Source organism: Hymenobacter sp. B1770, assembly GCF_049896385.1.
Classification (GTDB): Bacteria; Bacteroidota; Bacteroidia; order Cytophagales; family Hymenobacteraceae; genus Hymenobacter.
Genome location: NZ_JAFCUF010000001.1, coordinates 791512 through 817804 on the forward strand (window position 1 = coordinate 791512; position 26293 = coordinate 817804).

At 53.6% G+C, this 26293-nt stretch carries 24 protein-coding genes; 15 read left to right on the top strand and 9 right to left on the bottom strand.

Annotation, left to right across the window (positions count from 1 at the left end):
* Positions 1–230: 230 nt before the first annotated feature.
* Positions 231–1229, top strand: coding sequence for an AAA family ATPase (locus tag ACP7AJ_RS03280; protein ID WP_426058747.1), 999 nt, complete (start codon positions 231–233; stop codon positions 1227–1229).
* A gap of 100 nt (positions 1230–1329) precedes the next feature.
* Here ACP7AJ_RS03280 and ACP7AJ_RS03285 read toward each other — a convergent pair whose 3' ends face one another.
* The 3 genes from ACP7AJ_RS03285 to ACP7AJ_RS03295 all read right to left on the bottom strand — a co-directional run bounded on the left by ACP7AJ_RS03285 (position 1330) and on the right by ACP7AJ_RS03295 (position 5417).
* A complete protein-coding gene (locus ACP7AJ_RS03285) occupies positions 1330–3444 on the bottom strand; it encodes a T9SS type A sorting domain-containing protein (protein WP_426058748.1) in 2115 nt (704 codons plus the stop codon).
* Positions 3445–3592: 148 nt separating this feature from the next.
* Positions 3593–4627, bottom strand: coding sequence for a tRNA 2-selenouridine(34) synthase MnmH (gene mnmH, locus ACP7AJ_RS03290; protein WP_426058749.1), 1035 nt, complete (start codon positions 4625–4627; stop codon positions 3593–3595).
* 64 nt (positions 4628–4691) lie between these two features.
* The gene (locus ACP7AJ_RS03295) at positions 4692–5417 is read right to left on the bottom strand and encodes a pyridoxine 5'-phosphate synthase (protein ID WP_426058904.1); all 726 of its coding nucleotides are present in this window, start codon (positions 5415–5417) and stop codon (positions 4692–4694) included.
* A gap of 366 nt (positions 5418–5783) precedes the next feature.
* On the opposite strand from ACP7AJ_RS03295, the gene ACP7AJ_RS03300 reads away from it, so the two are divergent.
* The 14 genes from ACP7AJ_RS03300 to ACP7AJ_RS03365 all read left to right on the top strand — a co-directional run bounded on the left by ACP7AJ_RS03300 (position 5784) and on the right by ACP7AJ_RS03365 (position 19433).
* Complete coding sequence (locus tag ACP7AJ_RS03300) at positions 5784–6245, top strand: GatB/YqeY domain-containing protein (protein WP_426058750.1); 462 nt, start codon at positions 5784–5786, stop codon at positions 6243–6245.
* A gap of 95 nt (positions 6246–6340) precedes the next feature.
* A complete protein-coding gene (locus tag ACP7AJ_RS03305) occupies positions 6341–6880 on the top strand; it encodes a CvpA family protein (RefSeq protein ID WP_426058751.1) in 540 nt (179 codons plus the stop codon).
* 91 nt (positions 6881–6971) lie between these two features.
* Positions 6972–7613 carry an anthranilate synthase component II gene (locus ACP7AJ_RS03310; protein WP_426058752.1) on the top strand — a complete coding sequence of 214 codons (642 nt, stop codon included), beginning with the start codon at positions 6972–6974 and terminating at the stop codon, positions 7611–7613.
* Positions 7579–8361 (top strand): alpha/beta fold hydrolase, encoded by a 783-nt coding sequence (locus ACP7AJ_RS03315; protein WP_426058753.1) that lies wholly within the window; start codon positions 7579–7581, stop codon positions 8359–8361. Before ACP7AJ_RS03310 ends, ACP7AJ_RS03315 begins: the two co-directional genes overlap by 35 nt.
* A 134-nt stretch (positions 8362–8495) precedes the next feature.
* Positions 8496–9170, top strand: a complete 675-nt coding sequence (locus ACP7AJ_RS03320; RefSeq protein ID WP_426058754.1) for a CBS domain-containing protein — start codon at positions 8496–8498, stop codon at positions 9168–9170.
* Between the two features lie 6 nt (positions 9171–9176).
* Entirely contained in the window at positions 9177–10637 is a 1461-nt protein-coding gene (locus tag ACP7AJ_RS03325; RefSeq protein WP_426058755.1) for a POTRA domain-containing protein, read from the top strand.
* A gap of 79 nt (positions 10638–10716) precedes the next feature.
* Positions 10717–11610 (top strand): NAD kinase, encoded by an 894-nt coding sequence (locus ACP7AJ_RS03330; protein ID WP_426058756.1) that lies wholly within the window; start codon positions 10717–10719, stop codon positions 11608–11610.
* 138 nt (positions 11611–11748) lie between these two features.
* Positions 11749–12672 carry a DUF6089 family protein gene (locus ACP7AJ_RS03335; protein ID WP_426058757.1) on the top strand — a complete coding sequence of 308 codons (924 nt, stop codon included), beginning with the start codon at positions 11749–11751 and terminating at the stop codon, positions 12670–12672.
* Positions 12673–12713: 41 nt separating this feature from the next.
* The gene (locus ACP7AJ_RS03340) at positions 12714–13490 is read left to right on the top strand and encodes a DUF6089 family protein (protein WP_426058758.1); all 777 of its coding nucleotides are present in this window, start codon (positions 12714–12716) and stop codon (positions 13488–13490) included.
* A gap of 132 nt (positions 13491–13622) precedes the next feature.
* The gene (locus ACP7AJ_RS03345; RefSeq protein ID WP_426058759.1) at positions 13623–14369 is read left to right on the top strand and encodes an isoprenyl transferase; all 747 of its coding nucleotides are present in this window, start codon (positions 13623–13625) and stop codon (positions 14367–14369) included.
* 9 nt (positions 14370–14378) lie between these two features.
* On the top strand, positions 14379–16895 hold the full coding sequence (gene bamA, locus ACP7AJ_RS03350; protein WP_426058760.1) for an outer membrane protein assembly factor BamA: 2517 nt from the start codon (positions 14379–14381) through the stop codon (positions 16893–16895).
* 38 nt (positions 16896–16933) lie between these two features.
* Positions 16934–17620 (top strand): OmpH family outer membrane protein, encoded by a 687-nt coding sequence (locus ACP7AJ_RS03355; protein ID WP_426058761.1) that lies wholly within the window; start codon positions 16934–16936, stop codon positions 17618–17620.
* Positions 17621–17661: 41 nt separating this feature from the next.
* A complete protein-coding gene (locus ACP7AJ_RS03360; RefSeq protein ID WP_426058762.1) occupies positions 17662–18303 on the top strand; it encodes an OmpH family outer membrane protein in 642 nt (213 codons plus the stop codon).
* Between the two features lie 74 nt (positions 18304–18377).
* A complete protein-coding gene (locus tag ACP7AJ_RS03365; RefSeq protein ID WP_426058763.1) occupies positions 18378–19433 on the top strand; it encodes an RluA family pseudouridine synthase in 1056 nt (351 codons plus the stop codon).
* A 70-nt stretch (positions 19434–19503) separates the two neighbouring features.
* Here ACP7AJ_RS03365 and ACP7AJ_RS03370 read toward each other — a convergent pair whose 3' ends face one another.
* The 6 genes from ACP7AJ_RS03370 to ACP7AJ_RS03395 form a co-directional block, all read right to left on the bottom strand.
* Positions 19504–21129: a tetratricopeptide repeat protein gene (locus ACP7AJ_RS03370; protein WP_426058764.1), complete on the bottom strand. Its 1626-nt coding sequence runs from the start codon at positions 21127–21129 to the stop codon at positions 19504–19506.
* A 64-nt stretch (positions 21130–21193) separates the two neighbouring features.
* A complete protein-coding gene (locus ACP7AJ_RS03375) occupies positions 21194–22189 on the bottom strand; it encodes a PstS family phosphate ABC transporter substrate-binding protein (protein WP_426058765.1) in 996 nt (331 codons plus the stop codon).
* An 822-nt stretch (positions 22190–23011) separates the two neighbouring features.
* Complete coding sequence (locus ACP7AJ_RS03380; RefSeq protein WP_426058766.1) at positions 23012–23842, bottom strand: energy transducer TonB; 831 nt, start codon at positions 23840–23842, stop codon at positions 23012–23014.
* Complete coding sequence (locus ACP7AJ_RS03385; protein WP_426058767.1) at positions 23839–24327, bottom strand: ExbD/TolR family protein; 489 nt, start codon at positions 24325–24327, stop codon at positions 23839–23841. The genes ACP7AJ_RS03380 and ACP7AJ_RS03385 overlap by 4 nt, the downstream gene beginning before the upstream one ends.
* Positions 24328–24443: 116 nt before the next feature.
* Positions 24444–25076 carry an ExbD/TolR family protein gene (locus ACP7AJ_RS03390; RefSeq protein ID WP_426058768.1) on the bottom strand — a complete coding sequence of 211 codons (633 nt, stop codon included), beginning with the start codon at positions 25074–25076 and terminating at the stop codon, positions 24444–24446.
* 83 nt (positions 25077–25159) lie between these two features.
* Complete coding sequence (locus ACP7AJ_RS03395) at positions 25160–26035, bottom strand: MotA/TolQ/ExbB proton channel family protein (RefSeq protein WP_426058769.1); 876 nt, start codon at positions 26033–26035, stop codon at positions 25160–25162.
* Positions 26036–26293: the final 258 nt, after the last annotated feature.

The following is a 26293-nucleotide window of genomic DNA, read 5'->3' on the forward strand; positions in this document are numbered from 1 at the left end:
TGTTGTAGAGGCTAAGCAGGGTGCGCATGAGGCATCGGCCAGGCAGGTACTACGGGCCTGATGAGCATTGCTTCTTGGACATTTCTACGTTTTCGACTGACTTCCGGCTGCGGCCTTTTCGGACTTTTTTGGTGGATAGCACGGCCCGTTTGCCTGCCTGGCTAGCCCCGGTATGGTGGCACATCGGGCTTGTGCCTACCTTGCAGTAGTCGTCCTGCCCGTTTTTATCTATGCTTCCTGCTTCTGACGTTCCTGTTCCTTCGGCTGTTCCCGTTGACTACCATCCCCTCATTCGCCAGGTATTTGCCGAAATGGGCAAGGTGGTGGTAGGACAGCAGCCGCTACTTAGCCGCTTGCTGATTGGCTTGTTTACGGGCGGCCACATTTTGCTGGAGGGGGTGCCGGGACTGGCCAAAACCCTTACCATTTCGACCCTGGCCAAAGTGCTGCATCTGCACTTTCAACGCGTGCAGTTTACACCCGATTTGTTGCCCTCCGACTTGGTAGGTACCATGATTTACAATCAGAACCAATCGGTATTCGAAGTAAAGAAGGGGCCAATTTTTGCCAATCTGGTGCTGGCGGATGAAATCAACCGCTCGCCGGCCAAAGTGCAAAGCGCCTTGCTCGAAGCCATGCAGGAAAAGCAGGTAACCATCGGCGAGACTACGTACCCGCTCGACTTGCCCTTTCTGGTGCTGGCAACTCAAAACCCCGTGGAGCAGGAAGGCACTTACCCGCTGCCCGAAGCACAAGTTGACCGCTTCATGCTGAAGGTGCACGTCGATTACCTTAAGAAAGCCGACGAACTGGAAGTAATGCGCCGCATGGCCAACCTCAGTTTTGTGGAAGACGTGCAACCGGTGCTTACCCAAGCCGACATCTTCGGCATTCGGCAGCAAATCAATCAGGTGCAGATTTCCGAAACCCTGGAAAAATACCTCATTGAACTCGTGTTTGCTACCCGACGCCCCGCCGACTACGACCTGCCCGAATTTTCGCAAGCTGTTCAGTTCGGGGCCAGCCCCCGGGCCAGCATTGCTTTGCACCGCGCTTCCAAAGCCGTGGCTTATCTAGAAGGCCGCGACTACGTGCTGCCCGAAGACATTAAAGAAGTAGCCGCCGACGTGCTCAACCACCGCATCCTGCTTACCTACGAAGCCGAAGCGGACGGAATCCGGACGAAGGATTTAATTGAGGCTATTCTGCGAAAAGTGCCTATTAGCTAAGGTGTCAAAGGGTATTACCCCGCGTCCATGGTTACTTGTGAGCAATGAAAAGGGCTGGCCATTTGGCCAGCCCTTTTCAAAATGACTGATAGTGACAAATCTATTCTACCACTACACGCTTCACAACAAGGTCACTGCCGGTTTTTAGCTGCAAAGTGTACACACCAGGAGCTAAGTGGCTAACCTGAAACTGGGCGGTGCCACCGCTAGCCGGTAAGGTCAGCTGGCGCGTCTGAACCACTTGGCCCAGCGAGTTGAGGAGCGAAGCAGACGCCGCGGTGAGGCGACCAGCCGGAACTTCCAGTTTAAAGCTGCCGTGCGCGGGGTTGGGGGAAAGGCCCACCGTTGCGGCCAGCGCTTCGTTGCGGGTGGCGGTCACGACACGCAGCTGCACGTTGTCGATGCCGATGTCATTGTCGCCAAAGTCGGACGTGGCCTGAAACCGAATGACTGTGGTGGCGGAGACGTTTGCAAGTGTCACTGTTTTCGCCGTAAACGTGGCGTTGGTGGTTGCTGTCAGGGCAGGAGTGGCGCCAAAAGTGGCACCGCCGTCTGTGCTCACAAAGATGTCGAGCTTATCGGTCCCGCTTGGATTAATGTAGTCGAAGGTGAGTGCCTTGCTGCCTGCGCCACTCAAGTTCACATACAGGTCGAGGCGGCCCTGCAGGCCGCTCGCAGTGCCAAACGAATGGAAGCGGGCCGAGTGAGCCCCGGTGCTGGAGCGAATTACATAGGGCGGAATGGGAAAGTTTGTGGTTGGCACTTCGTTGTCGGCGTAGCGCCAGCCCGCCGATGCAAAGCCATCGTCTTCGCGGCGCCAGGAGTTATCGCCCGTCGCCGGGGTGTTTCGCCAGCTGGTAGTGGGGGCGTCCCGGGTCGATAGCACGTTAATCCAAGGTCCTTCAAAGCTTTCGGTATAAGGGAGGGTAGCGTATACAGGTGCAGCAGGAGCTGCCAGGCCTACAACGCAGATGGTGAAGGCTCCCTGAGCATCATTTGAGCCATAACCTGAAACAAATACATAGTAGGTAGTCCCCGGCGTGAGGCCCGTCAAGCGCAGCTGTTCCGCTGCTGTGTTTGTGGTAGCGCCGGCCGCGCAGCCTACCGAGGTAAATGGGCCCGCGCTGCTTGCGGCGGAAAACACCCGTACCTGACCGGCCGCGTTTCCGGTGACTTGCACACTTACGTCGGTGCTGCCCACGCCGGCAGCGGGAGTAGTAAACGTATACCAAACGTCTTTGGGGTTCAGGGCAATGCCGCAGCCAGGATTGGAGTATCCCGCTGAGGCAGTAGTTGTGGCGCCAGCATTGGTGCCGCTGGTGGGGGTGCAGGTAGTTGCTATCGGCAGGGTAATAGCGCCGGTAGGGTCGTCGTTGGCAGGGCTGGGAATTGCGGAACCCCCTGGTACGAAACGGTAGGTGCGCCCTATGTCGGGCAGTCCTACCTTATTGATGCTGTGGGCCAGCGTGGTGTAGTTTTCATGAATAAAAGTAGTGGTGCTCCAAAGGGCATTTGGTATTGCTTTCAGCGCCAGGTTGACTTGGTTGGCCGCTGTGCTGCTGCCCTTCAGGCCTACATTGGGAAAGCGGGTTGCCGTGGCGTTGGCCGAGGCCGTAGCAGCACCATATACAAACTCAATTGTGCCGTTCTCATACAGCTTTGCCTGGAAACTGAAGTTCGCAAACTGGGAAGGCGCTCCTGCGCTGGGTTCCGACTTGTCGCTAACGTTTTTCCACTGAATTGTACATACTTGGTTCGGCGTTGTGCCCGTGGTAAACACCCTGTATTCGGCAGTGCTGGTGCCCTGGCGCAGGTCGATGTTGAAAGGCATCACCAGGTTTATATCGGCCGCGCCGGCAGTGGTGCCCAAAGGGTCGACCCCTGTGCCGCCAGCAAAGTCCTCGTAATAGAGCGCCGCCGTGGAAGGAGGGGTGCCACCAAGCTTAATCAGGCCATTGGTATTGAGGATGAATTGCGTGAACGCAGTGCCATTGTAGTTAAAGGTGAAGCCAATGGGTTGCGCTGCGGAGTTGGCATCGTCGGTGTTGGCCGTCACAATCGTTGTGCCGGTGGTGCCCAGGTCCGTATAGGTGCCCGCTACGTTCACCGCATTGGTGACCCCGTAGCCGAGTTGTGCTTGCGCTGCGAATGGCAAAAAGACGAATGGCAGCCACCGACTGGCTTTTTTCAGCCGGGCTTGTAAGGATGTTAGCATGAAAAAAGAGTAAAAGTTACGAATAGAAGAGGAGGGAAAGGAACAATGAATCGACTAGCGCCGGCGGTGTGCAAGAGCCATCTTCAAATGAGCAATCAAATTACAACAATACGGGGCTAAGCACTGAAATAACCCTCTCGTTCACTGATTAAAAGCTGGTGGCAATAGCGGTGGCGCGTAGCAGGGCGTAAGCATTCTCCGCGGGGTCGCAGGTGTGCACGGGCACCACGGTGCGGGCGGGCTCGCCGGGCCGGGGCGCCAGGCCATAGGTGTAGGTCTTATCGTAGTAATCCAGCACCAGCTCCACCATAAGGGAAAAGTCGCGGGCCTCCACGGCAGCCAGCGCTTGCTGAGTGGCCAGGCCGCCCAGGCGCTTGTGCAGCCGCTCGATAGCTGCAGCGAGCTCGGTGGGGTCTTCGGCGCCGTACTCGGCGGCCAGCTTGGCCACGCGGGCGGCGCGGGGCACCTCCAGCACCCAACGCGGGGCCGTGCGCAGCTGTCCAAACAGGGCGGGCGGAATGGTGAGCCGGCCAATTTGCCGGCTTTCGTCCTCTACCCACACCGGGGCAGCAGTTGGCAGTTTCATCAACGCCGCGGCTAGGTTATTCTCAAACTGCTCTTGCGTGGGCTGAGCCGGCTGGCCAATGGCTCCGAAAGCCGACCCTTTGTGGTGCGCCAGGCCTTCGAGGTCAAGAACCGGCTGGTTGTGGGGCGCAGCTACCAGCGCGTGCAGCACATCGGTTTTCCCACTGCCGGTGAGGCCGCCAAGCACCCTCCAATTACACGGTGTCTCGAAGGAAGCGAGTACTGCATGGCGGTATTCTTTATAGCCTTTGTCAAGCAGATGCACCTTAAAACCTGCCAACTCCAGCAGCCACAGCACGGCGCCGCTACGCATGCCGCCCCGCCAGCAATGCAGACGCACTTCTTTGCCTTGCGCCAGTTTCTGCGCCTTTTTCACCATTTCCGACATTTTAGGCCCGAAGAACTCCAGGCCTAAGTGAACGGCGCGTTCCTGACTTACTTGCTTGTAAGTGGTGCCGATGCGGGCCCTTTCCTCGTCGGTGAACAGCGGCAAATTGAGCGCGCCCGGAATGTGCCCTTGGGCAAACTCAATTGGAGCGCGCACATCAAGAATAGGGTAGGGCAGCGCTTCAAATTCGGCGATGGGATGGCGGGGCATGACTTTAACTAAGAAGTGACAATGACAAATGAATACGGAGCAGTTGCCACCCAATGCGGCCCGATTAGGAATTCCTCCCGCTTAGCTGTCGTCTGTAGAGTTGCACCGTGTTTTCCAGGCCCAGATAAATGGCATCGCACACCAGCGCGTGCCCAATGCTGACTTCGGCCAGCTCGGGCAGCTGCTGCTGCAGCCAGGCCAGGTTGTCGAGGTCAAGGTCATGGCCGGCATTCACGCCCAGCCCCAATTGCCCGGCGCGCGCGGAAGCGGCTCGATAGGGAGCCACGGCCTGTTCGCGGTCGGCTAGGTAATGGCGGGCGTAGGCTTCGGTGTAAAGCTCAATGCGGTCAGTGCCGGTCGTTACGGCAGCTTCTACCAGGGCCAGGTCAGGGTCGAGGAAGATGCTGACGCGGCAGCCCAGGGCTTTTAGCTCGGCCACTACGTCGCGCAGGTAGTCTTGGTGCTTGATAACGTCCCAACCGGCGTTCGAAGTGATGGCGTCAGGGGCATCAGGCACCAGCGTCACCTGCTCGGGGCGCACTTCGCGCACCAGGTCCAGAAAATCAGGAGTGGGATTGCCCTCTACGTTCAGCTCCGTGGTCACTATGGCTTTCAAGTCGCGCACGTCTTGGTAGCGGATGTGGCGCTCGTCGGGCCGCGGGTGCACCGTGATGCCTTCGGCCCCGAAGCGCTCAATGTCGCGGGCCGCCTGCAGAATATCGGGCCGGTTATGGCCCCGGGCATTGCGCAGGGTGGCCAGTTTGTTGATGTTGACGCTGAGCTTAGTCACAGAAGAGGTAAGAATGGAGTAAGACATGTAGTTGCGAAGCACAACCGTTCGACACTTTACGCAAGCGGCCTTTTTAGGGCTGAGCCTTGCTTGCCGACTAACTGCTGTAGCTTCGAAGCGAAATTACGCCTCTTGCCTTCCTTGCAAGCAGAAGTACGATGCAGAAACCCTTTCTGGTTAAGCCACGCTTTGCTTCCCCCGGCCTATTGATGACCTTTGCCGAGCCAGTCATCGTATTCGGGCCCTATGGCATCCGATGCACCGTGCGCCGCGTAGCCGTACACCTTGACTAACCGCAACAGTTCATCGCGGCACTAGGCATTACTGCACAAACATCCACGCGCTAACCCGCCAATTCACCACCTCATGTTAAAAGACACCATCGACGCCGCCATCAAGCAAGCCATGCTGGCCAAAGACAAAGTGCGCCTGACTACCCTTCGCAGCATTAAATCCCAGATTATGCTAGCCGAAACTGCCGAGGGCTCCCACGGTGCGGCCCTTACCTCCGAGGCCGAGCTTAAGCTCCTCAACAAAGCTGCCAAGCAGCGCCGCGACGCTGCTGCCATCTATAAAGAGCAGTTTCGCTCCGAGCTGGAAGAAAACGAACTGGCCGAGTTGGCTATCATTGAAGAGTTTCTGCCTGCCCAACTCTCAGAGGCCGACTTGGTTGAGCGCTTGGTGCACATCATTCAACGCGTAGGAGCCCAGGGGCCTTCCGATTTGGGCAAGGTAATGGGCGTAGCCGCTCGTGAGCTGTCTGGCCAGGCCGACGGCAAGCGCATCTCCGACGTAATCAATCACTTGCTCAACAATACTAACTTGTAAGGTCTGCCTGATTGATATGCCGCTGCGCCGTTAAAGCGGATTTATAACTCGCTTTATCGGCGCAGCGGCATATCAATCAGGCAGTAAGCTACTGTATGACGGCCCTAGATATCCTGCTCTTGCTTCCGCTCGGTATCGGGGCGGTAAAAGGCTTTCGGCGCGGGTTGGTGCTGGAGGTGGTTTCGCTGGTGGCCTTTGTTTTGGCCGTTGTGGGCGGCTTGAGCCTACTATCGGCGGCTGTGCCGCTGGTGCGGCACTACGTGGGCAGTGCTTTTGGCTTGTTGCCGTTGCTGTCGTTCGCTTTGGTGTTTGTGGCCATCATGTGGGGCGTGCACCTGCTCGGCGGCTTGCTCAAAACGGCCGTTCACCTCACCCCGCTCGGTGTGCTCGACAATATTCTGGGAGGGGCTGCTGGCGTAGTTAAGTGGGTGCTGGGCTTGAGTTTATTATTGCACGGCACACGGTTAGCTGGCCTGCACCTGCTGTCGCCCACCCTAATGGCTGACTCGCAGGTGCTGCCGATTGTGCAGCAAGCCACCCCGCTGGCGCTGCAACTCACCGGCTACGTGCTGCCTATTGCCCAAGATTTGCTGGCAAAAATTAAAGCCGCGTTTGGCGTGAATTATAAAATTTGAGTGTTTCCCGTTGACTTGGCTCAATTGTGTTGAGAATAAGAGTCCAACCATTGTTGCCTTGGCCTCAGCATTCAACCATAAATAACGCAAGGTGCGCCTGCTGCTGCTCGATAATTTCGATTCCTTCACCTTCACGCTGGCCGATTACCTGCGCCAGCTGGGAGCCGAAGTGCTGGTGCGCCGCAACGACGTGCCCTTGCACGAACTGCAGGCCCTGGAGTTCGAGGGCATTGTGCTTTCTCCCGGACCGGGCACCCCCACGCAGGCCGGGGTGATGCCCGCCGTTATCCGGGCTTATCACCAGCACGTGCCCATGCTGGGCGTGTGCCTAGGCCACCAGGCATTAGGCGAGTTCTTTGGCGCCACCATTAGGCGGGCCGCCCGGCCCATGCACGGCAAAGTAGCTGAGATGCTCTGCGAAACCGATGACCTCCTTTTTACTGGGCTTCCGGCCACGCAGCTGGTCACGCGCTACCATTCTCTCATCGTCGGCGAGCCCCTGCCGACGCAGGTGTTGCCCCTGGCCCGTACCACGGGCCCCAACCCCGAACTTATGGCCCTGCGCCACCGCACATTGCCGCTCTACGGCGTCCAGTTTCACCCCGAAGCCCTGCTTACCCCGCACGGCCTGGCAATTTTGGCCAATTGGCTCCGTTGTTGTATCATTGCCAAAACGCCGGGAATTGACGAAAAACGAGATGAAATTGCGCCGCCAGCACCAGCAAGGGTATGAATACGTAGACGAAGGCCAGGGCCCGGTTCTACTGCTGTTGCACGGCCTGTTTGGTGCCCTCAGCAACTGGCAAGACGTGGTGCAGGAGTTTGCGCCCGACCATCGGGTCATTATTCCCCTGCTGCCTATTTACGACATGCCCCTGACCCAGGCCGGCGTGCCGGGCCTGGTAGCCTACGTCGAAGGCTTCGTAGCCACCTTGGCCCTCCCTGCCGATTTCACAGTGCTGGGCAACTCCTTAGGCGGCCACATCGCCTTGGTTTACGCCCTTAAAAACGCCGAGCGGGTCAACCGTCTGGTACTTACGGGCAGCAGCGGCTTGTTTGAAAACAGCATGGGCGCGTCGTTCCCCAAGCGTGGCAACTATGCCTATGTGCAGGAGCGGGTCGGCTTTACCTTCTACGACCCCACCGTGGCCACCCGGGAGTTGGTAGACGAAGTATTCAACGTGACCAACTCCAATTCCAAGTGCCTGCGCATCATTGCCATTGCCCGCTCGGCCCAACGGCATAACCTGAGCAAGGAGTTAACCAGAATTGAGGTGCCCGTGCTACTGGTGTGGGGGCTGAACGATACCATTACCCCGCCACCCGTTGCGCACGAATTTGCACGGTTGTTGCCCAATGCTGAACTGCGCTTCCTGGACCATTGTTGCCACGCTCCCATGATGGAGCGGCCTGCTGGCTTCAATGCCTACTTGCGCCGGTTTTTGCGTACTACCGAAACAGCCCCGGCCCTGGCCAGTTAAATCTTAGTTATCATTCTGCCGGCTTAGTTGTTGTTCACTACTTTACCACCTATACCAACGGTGCTAATGCCTTTCCACTATCCTTTCACCAAGCCATTACCTATCCCTCCGACGCTCATAAACTAATTTAGAATATGCCCGCCCTGCTCGCCGAAGACTTACTCAACGAAATGATTCCGCCCCTGAAAGGCACCGATTCGGCGGGCAAAGCAGCGCGCTGGCTCGATGAATTTCATGTGGCCCAACTGCCCGTGCTCGACAACCGCGTCTACCGCGGCCTCGTGACCGAAGCTGACTTGGCCGACTTCGACAACCCCGAAGCCCTGCTCTCCGAGCTTCCCATTGGCTACGCCGAAGCCTTCGTGCGCCCCGACCAGCACTTTTATCGGGTGATGGAGTTGGCCATCGAAAATAAAATTCAGCTCGTGCCCGTCGTCGACGAGCGTCACGAGTATGCCGGAGTTGTGACCATTGCCGATGCCCTAGCCGCTTTTGGGCAGCAGCCCGCCGGTGGCCAGGGCGGCATCATTGTGCTCACCATGGAGGAGCGGGACTATTCCCTCACCCAAATAAGCCGCTACGTCGAAGAGAACAATGCCAAAATCGTCAGTGCCCTCGTGGCGCAGGATGAAGTCGACCCCTACCGCATCCGCCTTACCCTCAAGCTTAACACTGACAACTTGGCCCGTATCACGGCTACTCTGGAGCGTTTTGGGTACGTGGTAACGGCTCAGTTTAATGGCAATGCGGTAGCCAGCGAAGACGAGCAGGAGCGCTACGACGCCCTCCTGCGGTATCTGAATGTGTAGCGCCGGGTGCTAAAAAGTTTATTGACGCTGTGGGTGTTTCTGGCCAGCACTGGCCTAAGCCTTGCTCAGGATGCTGATACCCTGGCCCGCCCCCTGCGTCCCATAGTAGTGCCTGCAGACACGCTGGTCCGGGTAGTTCCCTGCCCGGGCATAGGGCGTGCCGCCGTTAATACCATTCTTTTTGCGGGCAATAGCGTCACTAAAGAGCGTATTCTCCGCGCTGAGTTGGATTTCCGCGAAGGCGACACCCTGGTTCTGGCTGATTTGAGTACCCGGCTTGAGAAAAATCGGAGTCGGTTGTTCAACCTACAGCTGTTTCATGCAGTGGTCGCTCAGGCCAGTTGTGCCAGTGGCAGACTCATCATCGTCTTTGGCGTTCAGGAACGTTGGTACACGTTTCCTGTGCCCATTCTCTCTCTGGCCGACCGCAATCTGCGCTCTTGGAGCGAGCGTTCGGACCGTTGGCGCCGGGTCGATTATGGTATACACGTTGTGCGCAGCAACTTTCGGGGGCGCAACGAGCAAATTATCGCCAACCTGCAGCTGGGCTTCAATCGCAAGTACGAACTGTTTTACGAAGCCCCTGGCTTGGGCACCTACCGCCGTATCGGGCTCGGAGCAGGAACCTCCTTTTACCAAAGCCGTACCCTCGACTACATCACCCGCGCCGACCGCCTGGTTCCCTTGCGAGCTGACCAGGGTTTTCCCATCCAACGTTTCTATGTCACCGCAGGATTGCGCTTTCGGCATACAGTCCAGTTCCTTACCGCGCTTGATGCCTCCTATCACCGCGAGCAAATCAACGATTCCGTCAACTTCTACAACCCCAATTACTACCAGGGACGCGCCCAGCGCGAATACCTCGACTTTACTCTGACCAGCACTCGGAATAAGCGCAACACATTTGCCTACCCGCTCACTGGCCAGTACGCCCAGGCCCGCTTCACGCACCGCATTTTCCTAAATAATTATACTCCCAGCCTCACCACCATCCGTCTTAAATATGCCCGCTACGTGTCGTTGGGTCGCGAATTTTACTACAGCGCAGGTCTCAGCGGCCAAGCTCGTCTCACCCGCCGCCTAGCCTATGCCGATTCGCGGGCTTTGGGTTACGAAGACTTAATTCGGGGCTACGATGAATACGTCATCGACGGCCGCCACTACGGCTTGTTGCAGCAGGGGCTGTCTTACCGTCTGTTCCATCCTGAGCCGGTGCGGCTGCCATCTGTCAGCAACGCTAAAATCAACACCATCCCGTTAGCCGTCTACCTGAATATCTTTGCCGATGCGGGCTACGTAGTCAGCCCTACTCTTTCACCCGAAAACCGCCTTCCTAACCATTTGCTCCGTGCTATTGGCCTCGGCCTACACCTTGTCACGTACTACGACCGAGTGTTTACTGCCGAATATACCCTGAACGGATTGGGCCAAACCGGTTATTTCTTCCGGGCCGAATTCCCGATTTAACAGTCTTGTCTCGCTCAGTCGGTTATTTATTTGTTACGTAACCGGCTGTTTTGTTACGTAATCTGCTTTTACCATCTGCATGAAAATCGCCATTCTCGGCAAGCCTTTTGACGACGAAGCCGCCCCGGCTATCCAGGCATTGTTCGATGACCTGGCTGCCCGTCGGGCTGAAGTGCGTATTGGCGAAGCCTACCGAACTTTCCTCAGTAACCGTATTCGGTTACCCGAGGGCGTCACTGAGTTTCGCCGTGGCGACTCGCTACGCGGCGTACAGTTTGTGCTGAGTATTGGCGGCGATGGCACCCTGCTGGACACGGTTACTTATGTTGGTAGCCTCCAAATTCCAATTTTAGGCATTCACACCGGCCGGCTCGGCTTCTTGGCCACCATCACCCCCGACCGTATTGCCCAAGCCATTGATGCGCTTTACAAAGGCCACTTCAACATCGAAGAGCGTAGCCTGATTCGTGTCGATACCGACCCCGACGTCTTTGGAAGCCTCAACTTTGGGTTAAACGAATTCAGCGTGCTCAAGCGCGACACTTCGTCAATGATTGTCGTTCACACGTACATCGACGGCGAATACCTCAATTCGTACTGGGCCGATGGACTAGTTGTGGCCACACCCACTGGCTCAACCGGCTACTCCTTGAGCTGTGGAGGGCCAGTTATGCTGCCCCAGACCAACAATTTTATTATCGCTCCCGTATGCCCCCACAATTTGAATGTGCGCCCCCTGGTAGTTTCCGACCAGAGTGTGATTTCCTTCGAAATTGAAGGGCGAAGCACAAGCTACATGCTGGCTCTCGATTCACGCTCTTTGCCTGTGGAAGCCTCCGTTCAGATTGCCGTTCGCCGCGAAACGTTCAATGCACGCCTGGTTAAACTCAACCATGTCAACTTTCTCAGCACCTTGCGTAGCAAGCTAAATTGGGGCCTTGACCGCCGAAATCCGGCTGGTATACAATTGTAACCAGACTATTTATCTTCTAAATAATTTCACAAAGTTTTTTTAGTTCCCGATAACACCTACTTTTGTCACTGTCTGAAACTGCGCATCTACTGTGCTGCCCATAACATCCGAACTTAGCGTCATCATCTTTGCTGCCTTATGAAAAATATTTTCACGTATTCTACGGCCTTTGTGCTCGGTCTGGCCCTAGTGGCGACGCCGGAAGCAAATGCTCAGCAATTCAGTAAACGGAAACAATATAACTCCGTGGGCTTTAGCCTCAACGCGTTGAACTATTTCGGCGATGTAACCCCGACCACTAGCTTCGCCAGCTTGCGCTTTGGTGCTACCCGAGTAGGAGCAGGCGTGTCCATCACTCGTCGTTTCTATCCTCGTCTTTCGGGTCGCTTTGGTCTTGCCTATGGTCGTATCACCGGTGATGACGCTTTAGCAGCAGATGAGTCGGGCCCGGATTCCAGATTTCGGCACAATCGGAACATGAGCTTCCGCAATGATATTGTAGAGGCATCTGCTGTCGCTGTTTTCGACTTGATTGAAAACCGCAATAACTACCTCAAACGCCCTGACTTTGTACCTTACGTATTTGCAGGTGTTGCGGGCTTCTATCATAATCCGAAAGGATTGGTAGGTCCTAATAACTTGGGACTGAATCAAGGGCAATACATTGCCTTGGCAGACTTAAAAACCGAAGGACAAGCTAGTGCTTATAGCAAATTTCAGGCTTCTATTCCTTTTGGTGGTGGTATTCGCTACCGCATCAACCGGAACTTTGATGCTAGCTTGGAAATCGGTTGGCGCAAAACCTTTACCGACTACATCGATGATGTTGGTGGGAAGTATGCTGGTGAGGCTGCTTTAACTGGTTCCAATGCGCAACGGTATTTTGGTAACGACATCACACGCAGTATTTCGTTGTCTAACGCCTCTGGAGAGTTCCCTGGCTTTACCAACAGAGGCGAAGCACGAGGTGATGTTGGCAATAAAACCGACTGGTACATCGTTACCGGTGTAACCTTGAACTATATCTTGACGCCCCGTATCAAGAACCCCAAGTTCCGCTAGCGCACTTTGCTGGCTGATTTTATACCTTACAGTCAGTTTGAATGACAAATTCTGTTTTCCAGAGCGCACTCCTCGTTTGCCTTATGCAAGCGGGGAGTGCGTTTTTTTGCCCTATTGCCCAGGCGCAAACCGCCACCGTTACTACTCAAACAACTAGTGAAGTAGGTATTGGCATTGGTGCTACCAACTATCGAGGCGAGGTCTCTCCCGAATATCAACTGCAGAATAATCGTCCGGCATTCACTGCTTTCTATCGCAGGGACGTATCGGTGCCTATTACCCTTCGTGGTGGAATTACGGCGGGGCTTCTGCGGGCTGCCGATGACAACGTTGTTGGCGTGAATGGGGGAGTACCACCCTTACAGAACTACCGCCAGGTTAATACCAAGGGTGGTTTAGTAGAGGCTTCGGCTGTGATGGAGTACAATTTTCTTGACTATCATCATCGGACGTCTAAAATTCACTTTACCCCCTACCTATTTGTTGGAGTTGCGGCATTTTATGCCAATACCACTACAGTGACCAACAATCCAGCTTTGGAAAGCGATTTCAATCGGCAGGGAGCGATGCTGGGTTTTGCAATACCGGCAGGTGTAGGGTTCAAATACGCCCTGTCGAAGCATATCAACCTCGGGTTAGAGACAGGAGTGCGCAAAGCCTTTACTGACAAACTAGACCACTTGTCGGACCAGGACCCACTTCTGGTAAACCCTCATACTCAAGATTGGTATTATTATAGTGGCATTAGCCTGTCGTATACCTTCTACAAAATCCTCTGTCCTGACCAGTATAAGAAGGATAGCCAGCTGTTAAAGTAATAGTTACACAGGAAGCGTGGGCCTATTAATAAATAGAAGCTTCTGCTTATCTGCAGAAGCTTAAGAGTTGTCGGCAGCAGCTAAATGCAACCATTTCCGTAACTTGCGTCCTCTTTTAGCGAAACCGCAAAGATGACCGGCAAGGCCGAAATTGATACTCGAAATATTCCCGCCCACGTGGCCGTTATCATGGATGGTAATGGGCGCTGGGCCAAGCAGCGGGGGGGCTTGCGCGTCTTTGGGCACCAAAGCGCCATTACTGCTGTACGCGAGACTGTGGAGGAGGCCGCCGAGCTTGGTGTGCGCTACTTGACACTGTACGCTTTTTCTACTGAGAATTGGAACCGTCCGGCGCTCGAGGTAATGGCATTGATGCAGCTCTTGGTGCATACCATTCGACAGGAAACGGCTACCCTGCTTAAAAATAGCATCCGGTTGGAAGCTATTGGGGATATTAGCACGCTGCCGGCTAATTGCAGGCGCGAACTGGCCGAAGCCATGGAGCTGACCAAGTCGGGTAACCGTATGACGTTGGTGTTGGCCTTGAGCTACAGCGGGCGCTGGGACCTTACGCAAGCCGCTAAGCGCCTGGCTGCCGATGTGGCCAGCGGCCAGCTCCAACCCGCCAACATCACCGAAGCTACGGTGGCAAACTACTTGGCAACTGCTAATATGCCCGACCCAGAACTGCTCATACGAACCAGTGGAGAGCAGCGCATTAGCAATTTTCTACTCTGGCAGTTAGCCTATACTGAACTTTACATCACCGATTTGCTGTGGCCTGATTTCCGGAAAGAACATTTTCAGGAAGCAATTCGGGCCTACCAGCGCCGGGAGCGCCGATTCGGTAAAACCAGCGAGCAGATTGCTGTATCTTAAATACTTGTAATGATTATTGTGCGTAATTTCTTCGTAAAATGTGTGCTGACCCTCGTGTTTCTGGGGGCAGGGCTTGCTGGCCCAGTATTGGCGCAACAGGGCGTGACGGGCTCGATTGATGAGCCTAAGAGGTACGTGCTGGGAGGAATCACAGTAAGCGGTTCTCGTTACCTTGACCCCAATACTCTCATTGGCCTGACGGGGCTGCGGATAGGCGACGCTATTTCTATACCGGGCGAGGAGATTGGTAAGTCCATCCGCAAACTCTGGGCCCAGGGCATCCTCGGGGATGTGAGCGTTACGATTGCTCGCACCGAAGGCGATAAAATTTTTCTCGACTATAACCTGAAGGAGCGTCCTCGCTTGTCCAAGTTCACTTTTACGGGTATTCGCAAAGGCCAAACGGAGGAGCTAACCAAGAAAATTACTCTGATTCGCGGTAAAGTGGTCACTGATGCCTTGCTGAACAACACCCGTACGCAGGTACGCAAGTTCTATGTTAACAAAGGCTATTTGGATGCTAAGGTTAACATCATGCAGGTTCCGGATTCCTCTTTGTCCAACAGCGTGGCTTTGCGCATTGATGTAGACAAAGGTGCTAAGGTGCGCATTCATGATATTGCTTTTGAAGGCAACAATGCATTCTCGGACCGCAAGCTGAAAGGCAAACTCAAAAAAACCAAGGAGCGGAAGTGGTACAAGATTTTGACCCCGGCTAAGTTTCAGCGCAGCGAGTACGAAGACGACAAAAAGGGATTAGTAGAGTTTTATAACGCAGAAGGTTACCGCGATGCCACCATTGTCAGCGATACGCTCGTGCGTGATGCTGAAGGCCTAGCCCTGCGTATTACGGTAGATGAAGGCCCGAAATATTATTTCCGCCACATTACCTGGAACGGAAACTACCTCTACGACGACAAGACCCTGGCCAACGTACTTGGTATCAAGCCTGGCAGCCCGTACAGCAAGGAAGTTCTGGATAAGCGACTGAACTACAACCCTACCGGGCAGGATATTTCCTCACTTTACCTCAACGATGGCTATCTCTTCTTTACCATTGACCCGGTGGAGACCAAGGTAGAGGGAGACTCAATTGACATTGAGATGCGCTTGAGTGAGGGCGTGCAAGCGCACATCAAAGACATCAATATTTCGGGCAACACCAAAACCAGCGACCATGTGTTGCGGCGCACGTTGCGCACCCTACCCGGCGATAAGTTCAACCGCGAACTGCTCATCCGCTCGCAGCGTGAGATTGCAACTTTGGGCTACTTCGACCCGGAGAAAATTGGCATCAACCCCATCCCCAATCCCGTGGATGGCACCGTAGATATTAACTACACGGTTGTTGAGAAGCCCTCTGACCAGGTTACGCTGTCCGGCGGCTGGGGCGGTTTTGCCGGCTTCATTGGCACCGTGGGGTTGGTGTTCAATAACTTCTCGATGCGCAAGGCGGGTACCCTCCGCAACTGGACGCCCGTGCCATCGGGCGATGGCCAGCGTTTGGCTCTGAACATTCAAGCCAACGGCGTTCAGTACCAAGCTTACTCGCTTTCGTTTACCGAGCCTTGGTTGGGTGGGCGCCGCCCTAACTCTTTTTCCTTCAGCCTGAACCACAGTATTCAGCGTGCCGGACAGGCTTTGGATGCCTCTACCAGCAGCTTTATTAAGGTAAACAGTGCATCAATAGGTTTGGGACGTCAGTTGCGCGTGCCAGATGACTACTTTACCCTTAGCAACTCTCTTTCGCTAAGCCAGTACCAGACACAGAACTATAACATCATTCCCGGCTTTGCTACAGGCTTTGCTACCAACATTACTTTCAACACCACGCTGGCGCGTAATAGCCTCGACAACCCCACCTATACCCGTCGGGGTTCGGCTCTCAGCCTGAGCCTGAACCTGACGCCGCCCTATTCGCTGCTAAACCCGGACCACCCCAACACTCAACTGATTGAATTCCACAAGTGGATGTTCGACGCATCGTGGTTTACTCCCATCGTGGGCAAGCTGGTACTCAACACCCGAGCCCACTTTGGCTTTCTGGGTAACTACAACGCTGGCCGGCAAATTGGGCCTTTCGAGCGGTTTAAAATGGGAGGGGCAGGCTTGGGTAATAACGGTGGCGGCAACTTCCTGGTGGGTGTCGACTTCATTGGCTTGCGCGGCTACGACGACCCCAATGCCACATTTGCCATTCCTACCGCCCAAGGCGGCCAGGCAGGTGGTATTGCTTTCAACAAGTACGTATTGGAGATGCGCTACCCAGTCAGCCTCAACCCGGCAGCCACGGTCTACGTGCTGGCGTTTGCTGAAGCCGGCAATTCGTATGATTCCTACAACAAGTACAACCCCTACAAGCTATACCGCTCGGCTGGTGTAGGCGCCCGCATATTCATGTCGGCATTCGGTTTGCTAGGGTTTGACTTTGGTCATGGTTTCGACCAGGTAATTCCAAGTTCGCCCAATGCTGGCAAGCAAGACCCCAACCACTTCCACTTCATCATTGGTCAGCAAATTCGCTAGCCGGGCACTAGCAGACGGCATTTCACGTTTCCTCATCTATGAAGATTTTTCGTGGCCTGCTGGCCCTATTGTTGCTAAGTGTAGCGTTTGGAGTTCAAGCGCAGAAATTTGGTTGGGTCGATACGGAGTTTATCATGGCCAAGATGCCTGAGTACGCCAAAGCCCAACTCGAATTGAACACGTTCTCCGAAACGTGGCAAAAGGAAATTGAGGCTCAGAAGAAAGACCTCGACAAGATGTACCGCAACTATAGCGCGGAGGAAGTGGTGCTAACCGAGCCCATGAAAAAGAAGCGGCAAGATGAAATCCTGAAGAAGGAACAAGACATCAAGGCGTATCAGAACAAGCAGTTTGGCTATGAAGGCCAGATATTTAAAAAGCGGCAAGAACTTAACAAACCCGTTCAGGACAAAGTGTTTGAGGCGGTGGAAAAAGTTGCCAAAAAGAAGCAGCTTGCTGTGCTATTCGACAAGTCTGGTGACCTGACCATGCTTTATACCAATCCAGCGCACGATTACACGGAATTTGTGTTAGAAGAATTGGGCCTCGGAGCTGAGGACCGCAACCAGCCTGGCCCAAAAGGAACGGTGAAAACCGTGGCCCCGCCCCAAACGCCCGTTGACCCTAATTTTGAGTCTGATTCGGGAGCTCCTGAGCCGGCTGCTGCTGGCAAGCCGGCTTCTAAACCTAAGCCTGCCCGCGCAACGAAGAAGAACTTGAAGTAATTACCTTTGTCTTAATAATTTTCTGACCTTTTTTCCTTTTGATGAACCTCGTGAAAATCTTTCGTCTGACGCTCGCCGCCGCTCTGCTGACCGCCGGAACCTTGGCCACCACTTCTGCGCAAGCCCAGGCCCCTTTGAAAATTGGCTACACCGATGTGCAGTACGTGCTTGCCCAGATGCCCGAAAGCAAGCAGATAGAATCTGACCTGAAAGCTTATAACACCCAATTGGAAGGTCAATTGAGAAGTAAGTCGGGTGAGTTGGAAGCCAAATACAAAGCCTACCAGCAAGCCGAAGCCACCATGACTGATATCGTGAAGGCCGACAAGCAGAAGGAAATGCAGAACATGCAGCAATCAATTCAGGAGTTTCAGCGCAGTGCTGAACAGTCGTTGCAGCAGAAGCAGCAATCCTTGCTTAAGCCTGCCTTGGATAAATTGCAGAAGAATATTGACGTAGTAGCCGAAGAGAATGGCTTTACCTACGTGTTCAACTCCGATGGTGGCGGTAGCCCCCTGCTGTTGCACGCGCCCAAGGATGGCGACATTTCTGATTTGGTACTGAAGAAAATGGGCATCACGCCCGGCGCGGCTGCTCCCATCAAATCGGGCCCGACCGCTTCGCCCGCCACCGCTCCCGCGGCTCCTGCTAATAGCAAGACCAAAACCAAAACCAAGAAATAAGCGGCAATCCGCCGCATAGTAGCAAAAAAGCCGGAGCAGTAGCTCCGGCTTTTTTCATGCATCAATACTCAAGTATGATAAGCAACAAGCTAGACACTGAAGATTTTGAAGGGGACGACTTAGATGCAGCAGAGCTAGGCGACGAACTTTATGAGCACCACCGCATTGTGGTCGATAAAGGGCAAGAGCTGTTACGCATCGACAAGTTTCTGCTGGGGCGCTTGCGCAATACGTCACGCAACAAGGTGCAGGAAGCCATTCGGGCGCTGGCCGTGGAGGTCAACGGCGTTCCGGTGAAACCCAACTACCGGGTAAAACCCCAAGACACCATCACCATTACGCTGCCAGAGCCGCCACGCGAAGGACGGGTAGTGCCCGAGGAAATGCCCTTGGATATTCGGTACGAGGACTCTGAACTGCTCATTGTGAACAAGCCTGCCGGGCTGGTGGTGCATCCTGCTTACGGCCATTGGCAGGGCACACTGGTGAATGGCCTGGCGCATCACCTGGCTAATTTGCCTACTGGCCGCAATGGCGAAATTCGTCCTGGCTTGGTACATCGGATTGATAAGGATACTTCAGGGTTACTGGTTATCGGCAAAACCGAATTTGCCATGACGCACCTGTCGCTACAGTTCTTTCACCACACCATTAAGCGCAGCTATTTGGCCTTGGTATGGGGCACGCCACCGGGCCCGGCTGGCACTATTAAGGGCAATATTGGCCGTAGCCTGCGCGACCGCAAAGTGCAGGCAGTGTACCCAGGCGGAGAGCAAGGCAAGCCTGCTGTGACGCATTATGAAGTGCTGGAGAGCTTTGGACCCGTCACGCTGTTGCGTTGCGTGCTGGAAACGGGCCGCACTCACCAGATTCGAGTGCATATGCAGTATCTGGGGCACCCCTTGTTTTCAGATGCCACCTATGGCGGCGACCGCATTCGGGTGGGCCAGAACACTGGCACTTATCGAGCCTTCGTGGAAAATGCTTTTCAGCTCATGCCTCGGCAGGCGCTGCACGCTCGTTCGCTGGGTTTTGTGCATCCCGTCTCGGGTGAACACATCTATTTTGAAGCAGAGTTACCCAAGGACTTTTCAGCTGTGCTTGAAAAGTGGCGCAATTGGGCTAATTAAGCAGGGCTAATAAAACAAAAGCCCCGATGCAATAGCATCGGGGCTTTTGTTTGGTAAAGATAGAAGAGGGTTACTTCTTCTTTGTAGCAGCCTTGCTAGGAGCAGCAGCACGAGGTTTTGCTTTCAAAATGCTGATGTTGTTAGCAGCACCTTTGTTGCCCGGGTCAATGGCCAACACCTGCTCGAAGTAGTTTAGTGCAGCAGCTTTATCGCCTTTCTGAAAGTTGTATACACCTAGGTAGCCATTCGCTTCCACAACGCCTTGCTTGAATTTTTCTGGCTCGGCCCCTGCCTCTTTCGACAGCTCGATGTACTTCTCGTAGTAGGGCTTAGCGAGGCCTTTTTTAGCTTCCGGGTCCTGGCTCGCATTTACTTGGGCGCGATAGAGGTAAGCAGGAGCATAAGTAGGCTTGGCGGTATTAATGATGCCGTACACGCTATCAGCCGCAACATATTGCTTATCACTGCTAAAAGCGGTTGCCAATCGGAACTGGTCGGTCAGGTCGCCATTGCATTTGTTCAGCTTGTACTTGTAGACGCTGATGGCGCCTTTGAAATCCTTCTGGTTAGCGTATATGGAAGCCAAGTCATTCTGGAAGTCACAAGCCTTTGTAGGGTCCTTAGCAATAATTTGCTTAATCATGCCCACGGCTTCGCTGCCACGGCCTGTTTTGCTCAATATTTTGGCTTGGTAAGCGTAGTCTTCGGGGATGAGCTTATCGGCAGGAGCCGCCTTCATGTAAGTATCCATAGCCGTTGCTGCTCCAGCGAAATCGCCGGTTTCATAAAGCAAATAGGGCCGCAATCGGTTCATGGTCAGGTTATTGGGGTCGCTTTGCAGCACCTTGTTAACTTCAACTAAAGCTTCTGGGTACTTTTTGGTCAAGTACAAGAACGAAGCATATTGCGCGTCGGTAGCTGGCGATTTCTCGGCCAAGCCAATGTATTTCTGGAAGCTCTCCAATGCTAGGTCATACTGCCCAGCGTAGTAGTACATATCAGCCAGCTCCCGGTGAGCGGGGGCGTAGCTGGGGTCAAGCTCAATAGCTTTGGTGAGGCTTTCTCGGGCGGCGTTATAGTTACGCGAACGGACGTTCAGAGCCCCCTTTTTGTAGTAGGCCTGAGCATAGCTTGGGTTTGCAGTAATGGCACGGTCGTAGCTGCTCATGGCTTCACCGCCGCCTTGGTCCGATTGCAAGAATATGTCGCCGCGGGCTACCATCAGCGCTGGCTCATCTTTTTTGTTGAGCGTTTGCGCTGCGTTGAGGTAGGTCTGGGCTTTGCCCATATTCTTTGCATTCGACTCGGCATACGCCTGCGCAATCATCGTGAGCAGTTTGGCGTCTTTGCTTTTAGTTGCCTTTACAGCTGCATCAAATTGTGCTTCAGCAGGGGCCAACTCACCTTTAGCGAGTAGCGCACGGCCAGCGGCTACTTTGCCAAAAGGAGAAGTGCCCGATGCGCGGTTAAAATAGAAAGCAGCTGAGTCGGGCATTTCGCGCTTCATATAAAGGCGACCCAACTCATAAGCTGCTTCGGGCGAAGAACCGGGACGCAACGCAGCACGCGCCTCGTTGTACCGACCAAGTTCAATGGCACGTTGGGCGGATTGAATGTTTTGGGCGGTGGCCGCCGTAGTGCCAGCTACCATTGCGATGGCAACGAGCAGCGGCTGTTTCCAGGGCTTGAAACTCATAGGAGGAGAAAAAGGATTAAAAAGCAGTAATGAAAAGGTGGTACGCACGCAGGGCGTTAACAGTTTAGTGCAGTTTCGGAGTCGTAATGATACGAGCCTGCATTTGGGCGGGCAGCAATCCTGATTTTTGGAATATTAGCTGACCGTTTTTACTTGCAACGAAAGATGCAAACCCCGTGCCTAAGCCTACACGGGCCTCGCGGCTGATGATGTAAAGGTTGCGACGAAGAGGGTAATTCTGCAAATCTGGGTATTCTGCCAGCTGTTCAGGCGTTTTTTGAGCCAAATAAACTTGGTAGGGCTGAATGTAATCGTCGGGCTTGGGGTTGGCCCGTGCCGTGATTCGGGCCACCCGCACCTTGTTAAAGAACTTCATTGCGGCGGGGTCGTCCTGGTCCGAAATCCAATTAACCCCAACAATGCCGATAGCATTCGGATGCGTAGCAACATAATCGAGGAGGGCAGGGTTCGATTCAGCTGCAAATACCCTGGTTGTCAAAGCTGCACCGCGTGTTACCGAATCGCGCACGAAGCGTGCCGTGCTGCTACGGTTTGCATCAAAGACTACGTTGATGGCTGAGAGCCCTTTTTTGCCGCTTATCTGTTCCCATTTAGCAGTTTTCCCAGTGAAAATGTCAGCTAGCTGGGCCACTGTTAACAAGGTATCAGGGTTGCTGCGATTAAGCACTATAGCCAGGCCATCAGTCCCAACGTGAGTAGTGCGTGGCACAATAGTCTGTTTGACAAAATCAGCTTTTTCCTCAGCATTGAGCTCGCGCGAAACCACTGCTACCTTCACTTTATCGTTGATAAGGTCTAGCAGCACCTTTTCTTCAGGCTGGAAGCTCATTTTTACATGTGCATTTGGATAAAGCTTGGAAAAAGTATCTATCTGCGCTTGTAAAATAGGTGCGAAGGTTTCGTCTACGCTCACGGCCACTGTGCCGCTAGTCGGGGTGTCTTCCGCACCTGAGGTACCGGGACCATTACAGGCCACAATAGTAAGAACTCCGGCCAAAAGAGCGCCGCTAGAAGAAAGTAAGTATGCGCGCTTATTCATTGTCATTAGGAGTTTTTTTGCGAAAGTTCACTCGGTAGGCTCGGATAAACCGCACAAGTCCATAAAGTATAAACACCGAACCTAACACCCGGCGTGCAGTAGTGCCAAGATTAACGAAGCCACCATCGGAAGGACTTTGGGACGATACCCACAGCCAGATGCCCAATCCCATATATAGAAGGGCCATGGCCAGCACAAAGTAGTTGACGAGTCGTTGGGGAGACTTGCCGAGTCGTTCTTCGGTTGTTGGGATATTAAGCATAACGAGTAAATGCAAGAAAGGAGATGTAATAAACCCTAAGTCACTCGCTAAAGGTTCGACTTAATAATTAGCTGTTGTTGAACAACGTCACAAAAGAGTCGAAAATTAGTCGCTTTTCATAGCAGTGAACTAGTTTCAGTAAACCTCTAGAAACCGGGCTTTTTCTGATGCTAGGCAGTACAGGAACTACAAATACTGAAGGTACGACGTCATATAAAGTATGATTTAAAACCACCAATAAACATGTTGTTCTGGATAAGAGCTATGAAAGGGTTTCGTCTAATATGTAAACCTTCGCAGCCTAGTGCTCTGGCAATTTTAGAACGTCTCTTACTTCATTTATGCTGTAATTAAAACAAACGCTGAGCCTACGCTGTGTGAGCAGCGATAATAACTACTATACGGGTTTGGTTGTCTTTAACGCATTTACAGCAAATGGTAGTATCCAGCTACCCAACTATGCCACAACGATTAAATTGTCGATAGAATGAAAAACCCCGGACCGAGCCGTAGCTCAATCCGGGGTTTTTAGTTATCCTGATGCAAATCAGAACGGAAATCTATTGAATCTTGAAGGTAATCGGCACGGTAAACGACACGCTCACTGCACGGCCGTTTTGCTTACCAGGGATGAATTTAGGAAGGGTCTTTACAGCCCGAATCGTCTCTTCATCCAAGCCAGAGCCCAAGCCTTTTACAACCTTCACGTCCGAAACTTCGCCTTGCGCATTCACCGTGAAGCTAACGAAGATACGGCCTTCAACCTGATTGCGAAGTGCCAGCGGGGGATACTTTACCGCTTTCTGGATGGCTGACACAATGGCTGCGTTGCCGCCGCCACCGGGCAGTTCTGGCATTTGCTCTACGTAGGTGTAAACCTTGTTCTCAACAACAGCTTCAACAACTTTGTCGCCTTCGCCGCTAGCTAGCTCAGACAAGTCTGGCGCGTTCGTGTTGCCTTGTACGGTCACGGTAGCTACAGTCTTTTCCTTTAGCTCCTCTTGGTCTGGAACCTCCTGCTTCTTCACTTCCTCGTCTTTCTTCACCACTGGAGGGGTGAATTTAACAGTAGTCAGTTTGGGGGGCGGGGGTGGGGGCGCCTCAGGGGGCGGGGGCGGGGGCGGAGGCTTGGTTTCGTCCAGGGGAGGAGCGTCCATCAATACGTTCTCCTGCAGGTTTTTCTTCTCCTCTTTGGGCGCTCTGGCTTTCAGATATGCCGAGATAAGAGGGAAAGAAATCAGCAGCAGAAAAATTGATGTGGCAATAATCAGTGCCCGCGTAACGTGCCGCTGGTACAAACGACGCAACACGTAGGCACCGTATGCCTTGTTGCGGCCTTCAAAAACGATGTCGTTTAAGCTGGCCTTGGCAATTTGAGCGTTATCCATCATAAGGCTGATTCTTTAATAAGGTCCAAGTCTTCTTTAGGAACCTTCACCAGCGCGTATTTCTTCTGGTTCGTGATGTTCATCTCGTCCAGAATGTCCACCATGTTTCTATACTTGGCGTCTTCGGTCGGCTTAATGAGGATAATGGGTAACCGCTCTTCCGAGCCGCCAGATTCGCGCTGGCGGTCCAAAATAACTTTGCGGATGCCATTGGCTGAGTAGTCGGTTACCTTAAGCTCTACTTTCGGTACGGAGGGGTCGTTCGGAGTGTTAAGACCAAAGTAGTAATAGGCTTTGTTCTCTTTGCCGAGCAGGATGGTCATGGCTTGCGAAGCCTTGATTTTAGTATCCTCTACGTCGTCAGTCTTCTTCACCGGCATCGTGAGCTGCATCACGGTGGGCTTGGCGAAGGTGGTCGTCAGCATGAAAAAGGTGAGCAGCAGAAAGGCCAAATCCACCATCGGTGTCATGTCGATACGAGTCGACATTTTTTTGGCCCGTTTCTTCCCACCTTTCCCACCGGAATCGGCTTTTCCTTGAATTTCTGCCATGGGATTTAATTAAGTGAATGGGCTAGAATATATGCTCGTGCAGTCGCTCAGGTTTATTGAGCGGCAGCTACGGGCTTATTCTCCAAGTCCGTGATAAGGTTGAAACGGTTAATGTCGCGCTCCTGCAGAATCTTGATTACTTGCTGCACCGTGGGTACGTCGGCGTTGCCATCGCCTTTAATGGCGATGTAGGTGGGCTTCTTGAAAAGAGCCTGGTTTGCCCGTCGAGCTTCCATTACCCAATCAATAAGCTGATTGTTGAGCGAATCCATGGGAATACCGGGCTGCTGCGCATTCAACTGCTTGCGTTCTTCCTTTTCCACATTGAGGTAAGACCCAAGCTGGCTGATCGGAAGGCCGAAGTTGGGCAGGTTGCCAAACTCCTTGGCTTGCGCTGCAGTGAAGTTGACGCCGTACTTGGCGGCTACTTTTTGCAAAGCCTGAATCTTGGTTTTAGTATCATCGACTCCAAAAAACACCCGCTTTTTAGAGTCAATGGTTAGCGTGATAATATTGCTTTCAGGCAATCTTATCTCCGAAATAGATGATGGCGTATCCACTACCACCGTCTCTTCGGGGGCAAACTTGGTGGTGAGCATGAAGAACGTCACCAGCAAGAAGGCCAGGTCCACCATCGGCGTCATGTCGAGCGACGGCGAGGTACGGTGCGGTTTTACTTTAGGCATTGCGAGGTGGGGTTAAAAGGGGGCAATCCGTTCTGTTCTCGTGAACGAATTGCCCCGCATTTTAGTGCATCAGTGAAACGGAATTAAACCGTCCGAACCGGCTGACCCGCGTTTGCATTGCTGCCATGCTGACCAGCAAAGGTCTGGATGATGCTGAAGCCAGCTTCATCGATGCTGTAGGTCAACTCGTCAATTTTGCTGGTGAAGTAGTTGTAGGCAACGATAGCCAGGGCCGAAGTACCAATGCCGAGTGCGGTGTTGATAAGGGCTTCCGAAATACCGTTTGCCAGGGCTACTGCGTCGGGGCTACCAGCCTGCGCCAGTGCGGCGAAGGCGTTAATCATACCGAATACGGTGCCGAGCAGACCCGTCAGCGTAGCGATAGAAGCCAGGGTCGAAATAATAACCAGGTTCTTCTCCAGCATCGGCAGTTCGAGTGCGGTGCTCTCCTCGATTTCCTTCTGAATGGCAAGTACCCGCTGGTCCGTGCCCATGCTGGTTTCACGCGACATCTCGTTGTACTTCATCAAACCTGCTTTTACTACGTTGGCAACCGAGCCTTTCTGCTGGTCGCAAGCGGCGAGGGCACCGTTGATGTCGTTGGCGTTTAGCTTCTGGCGCACGGTGCGTACAAACGACTCGATGCTTTTGCTGCCTTTGGCTTTGCTAATGGTCAGCATCCGCTCAATGGAGAAGGTAATAACCATAAGGAGCATCGACATCAGTACAGGTACTACGGGGCCGCCCTTATACACAATGCCGAGGTAATCACCCGACACTGGGTTGTTTGCATTGTTACCACCTTGGAAGTGGCTTGCGTCACCAAATACGAATTTGTAAACGAGCAAGCTGACAACGTAGGCCAGGATAATAACCAGGACGGAGAACAGCGAGGCACCACCGCTGCTTTGGGCTTCGGCTTTGGCGGCCGGTGCGGCGGGCCGTGGGCTCGTATTCATGGCATTTTTCTGTTCCATTGTTCTGGATTGTTTGGGGTTGTTGTGTGAAGTAGTTGAATTGTGTGGGGTAAAGAAAAAGCAAAAACTTGGTTAGGAGTCAAGCTACGGCAAAACTACAATCGATAATCCCGTGTTGTAAAGGACTAAAATAGCACTTACCAAAGCCCAATCTACACACCAAGCCGTCTTAGTTGGGCAAACCTAACCAAAAAGCACGGCCTGACCAAAGAAAACTTGGCCGAAGCCAACAGAAAAGGA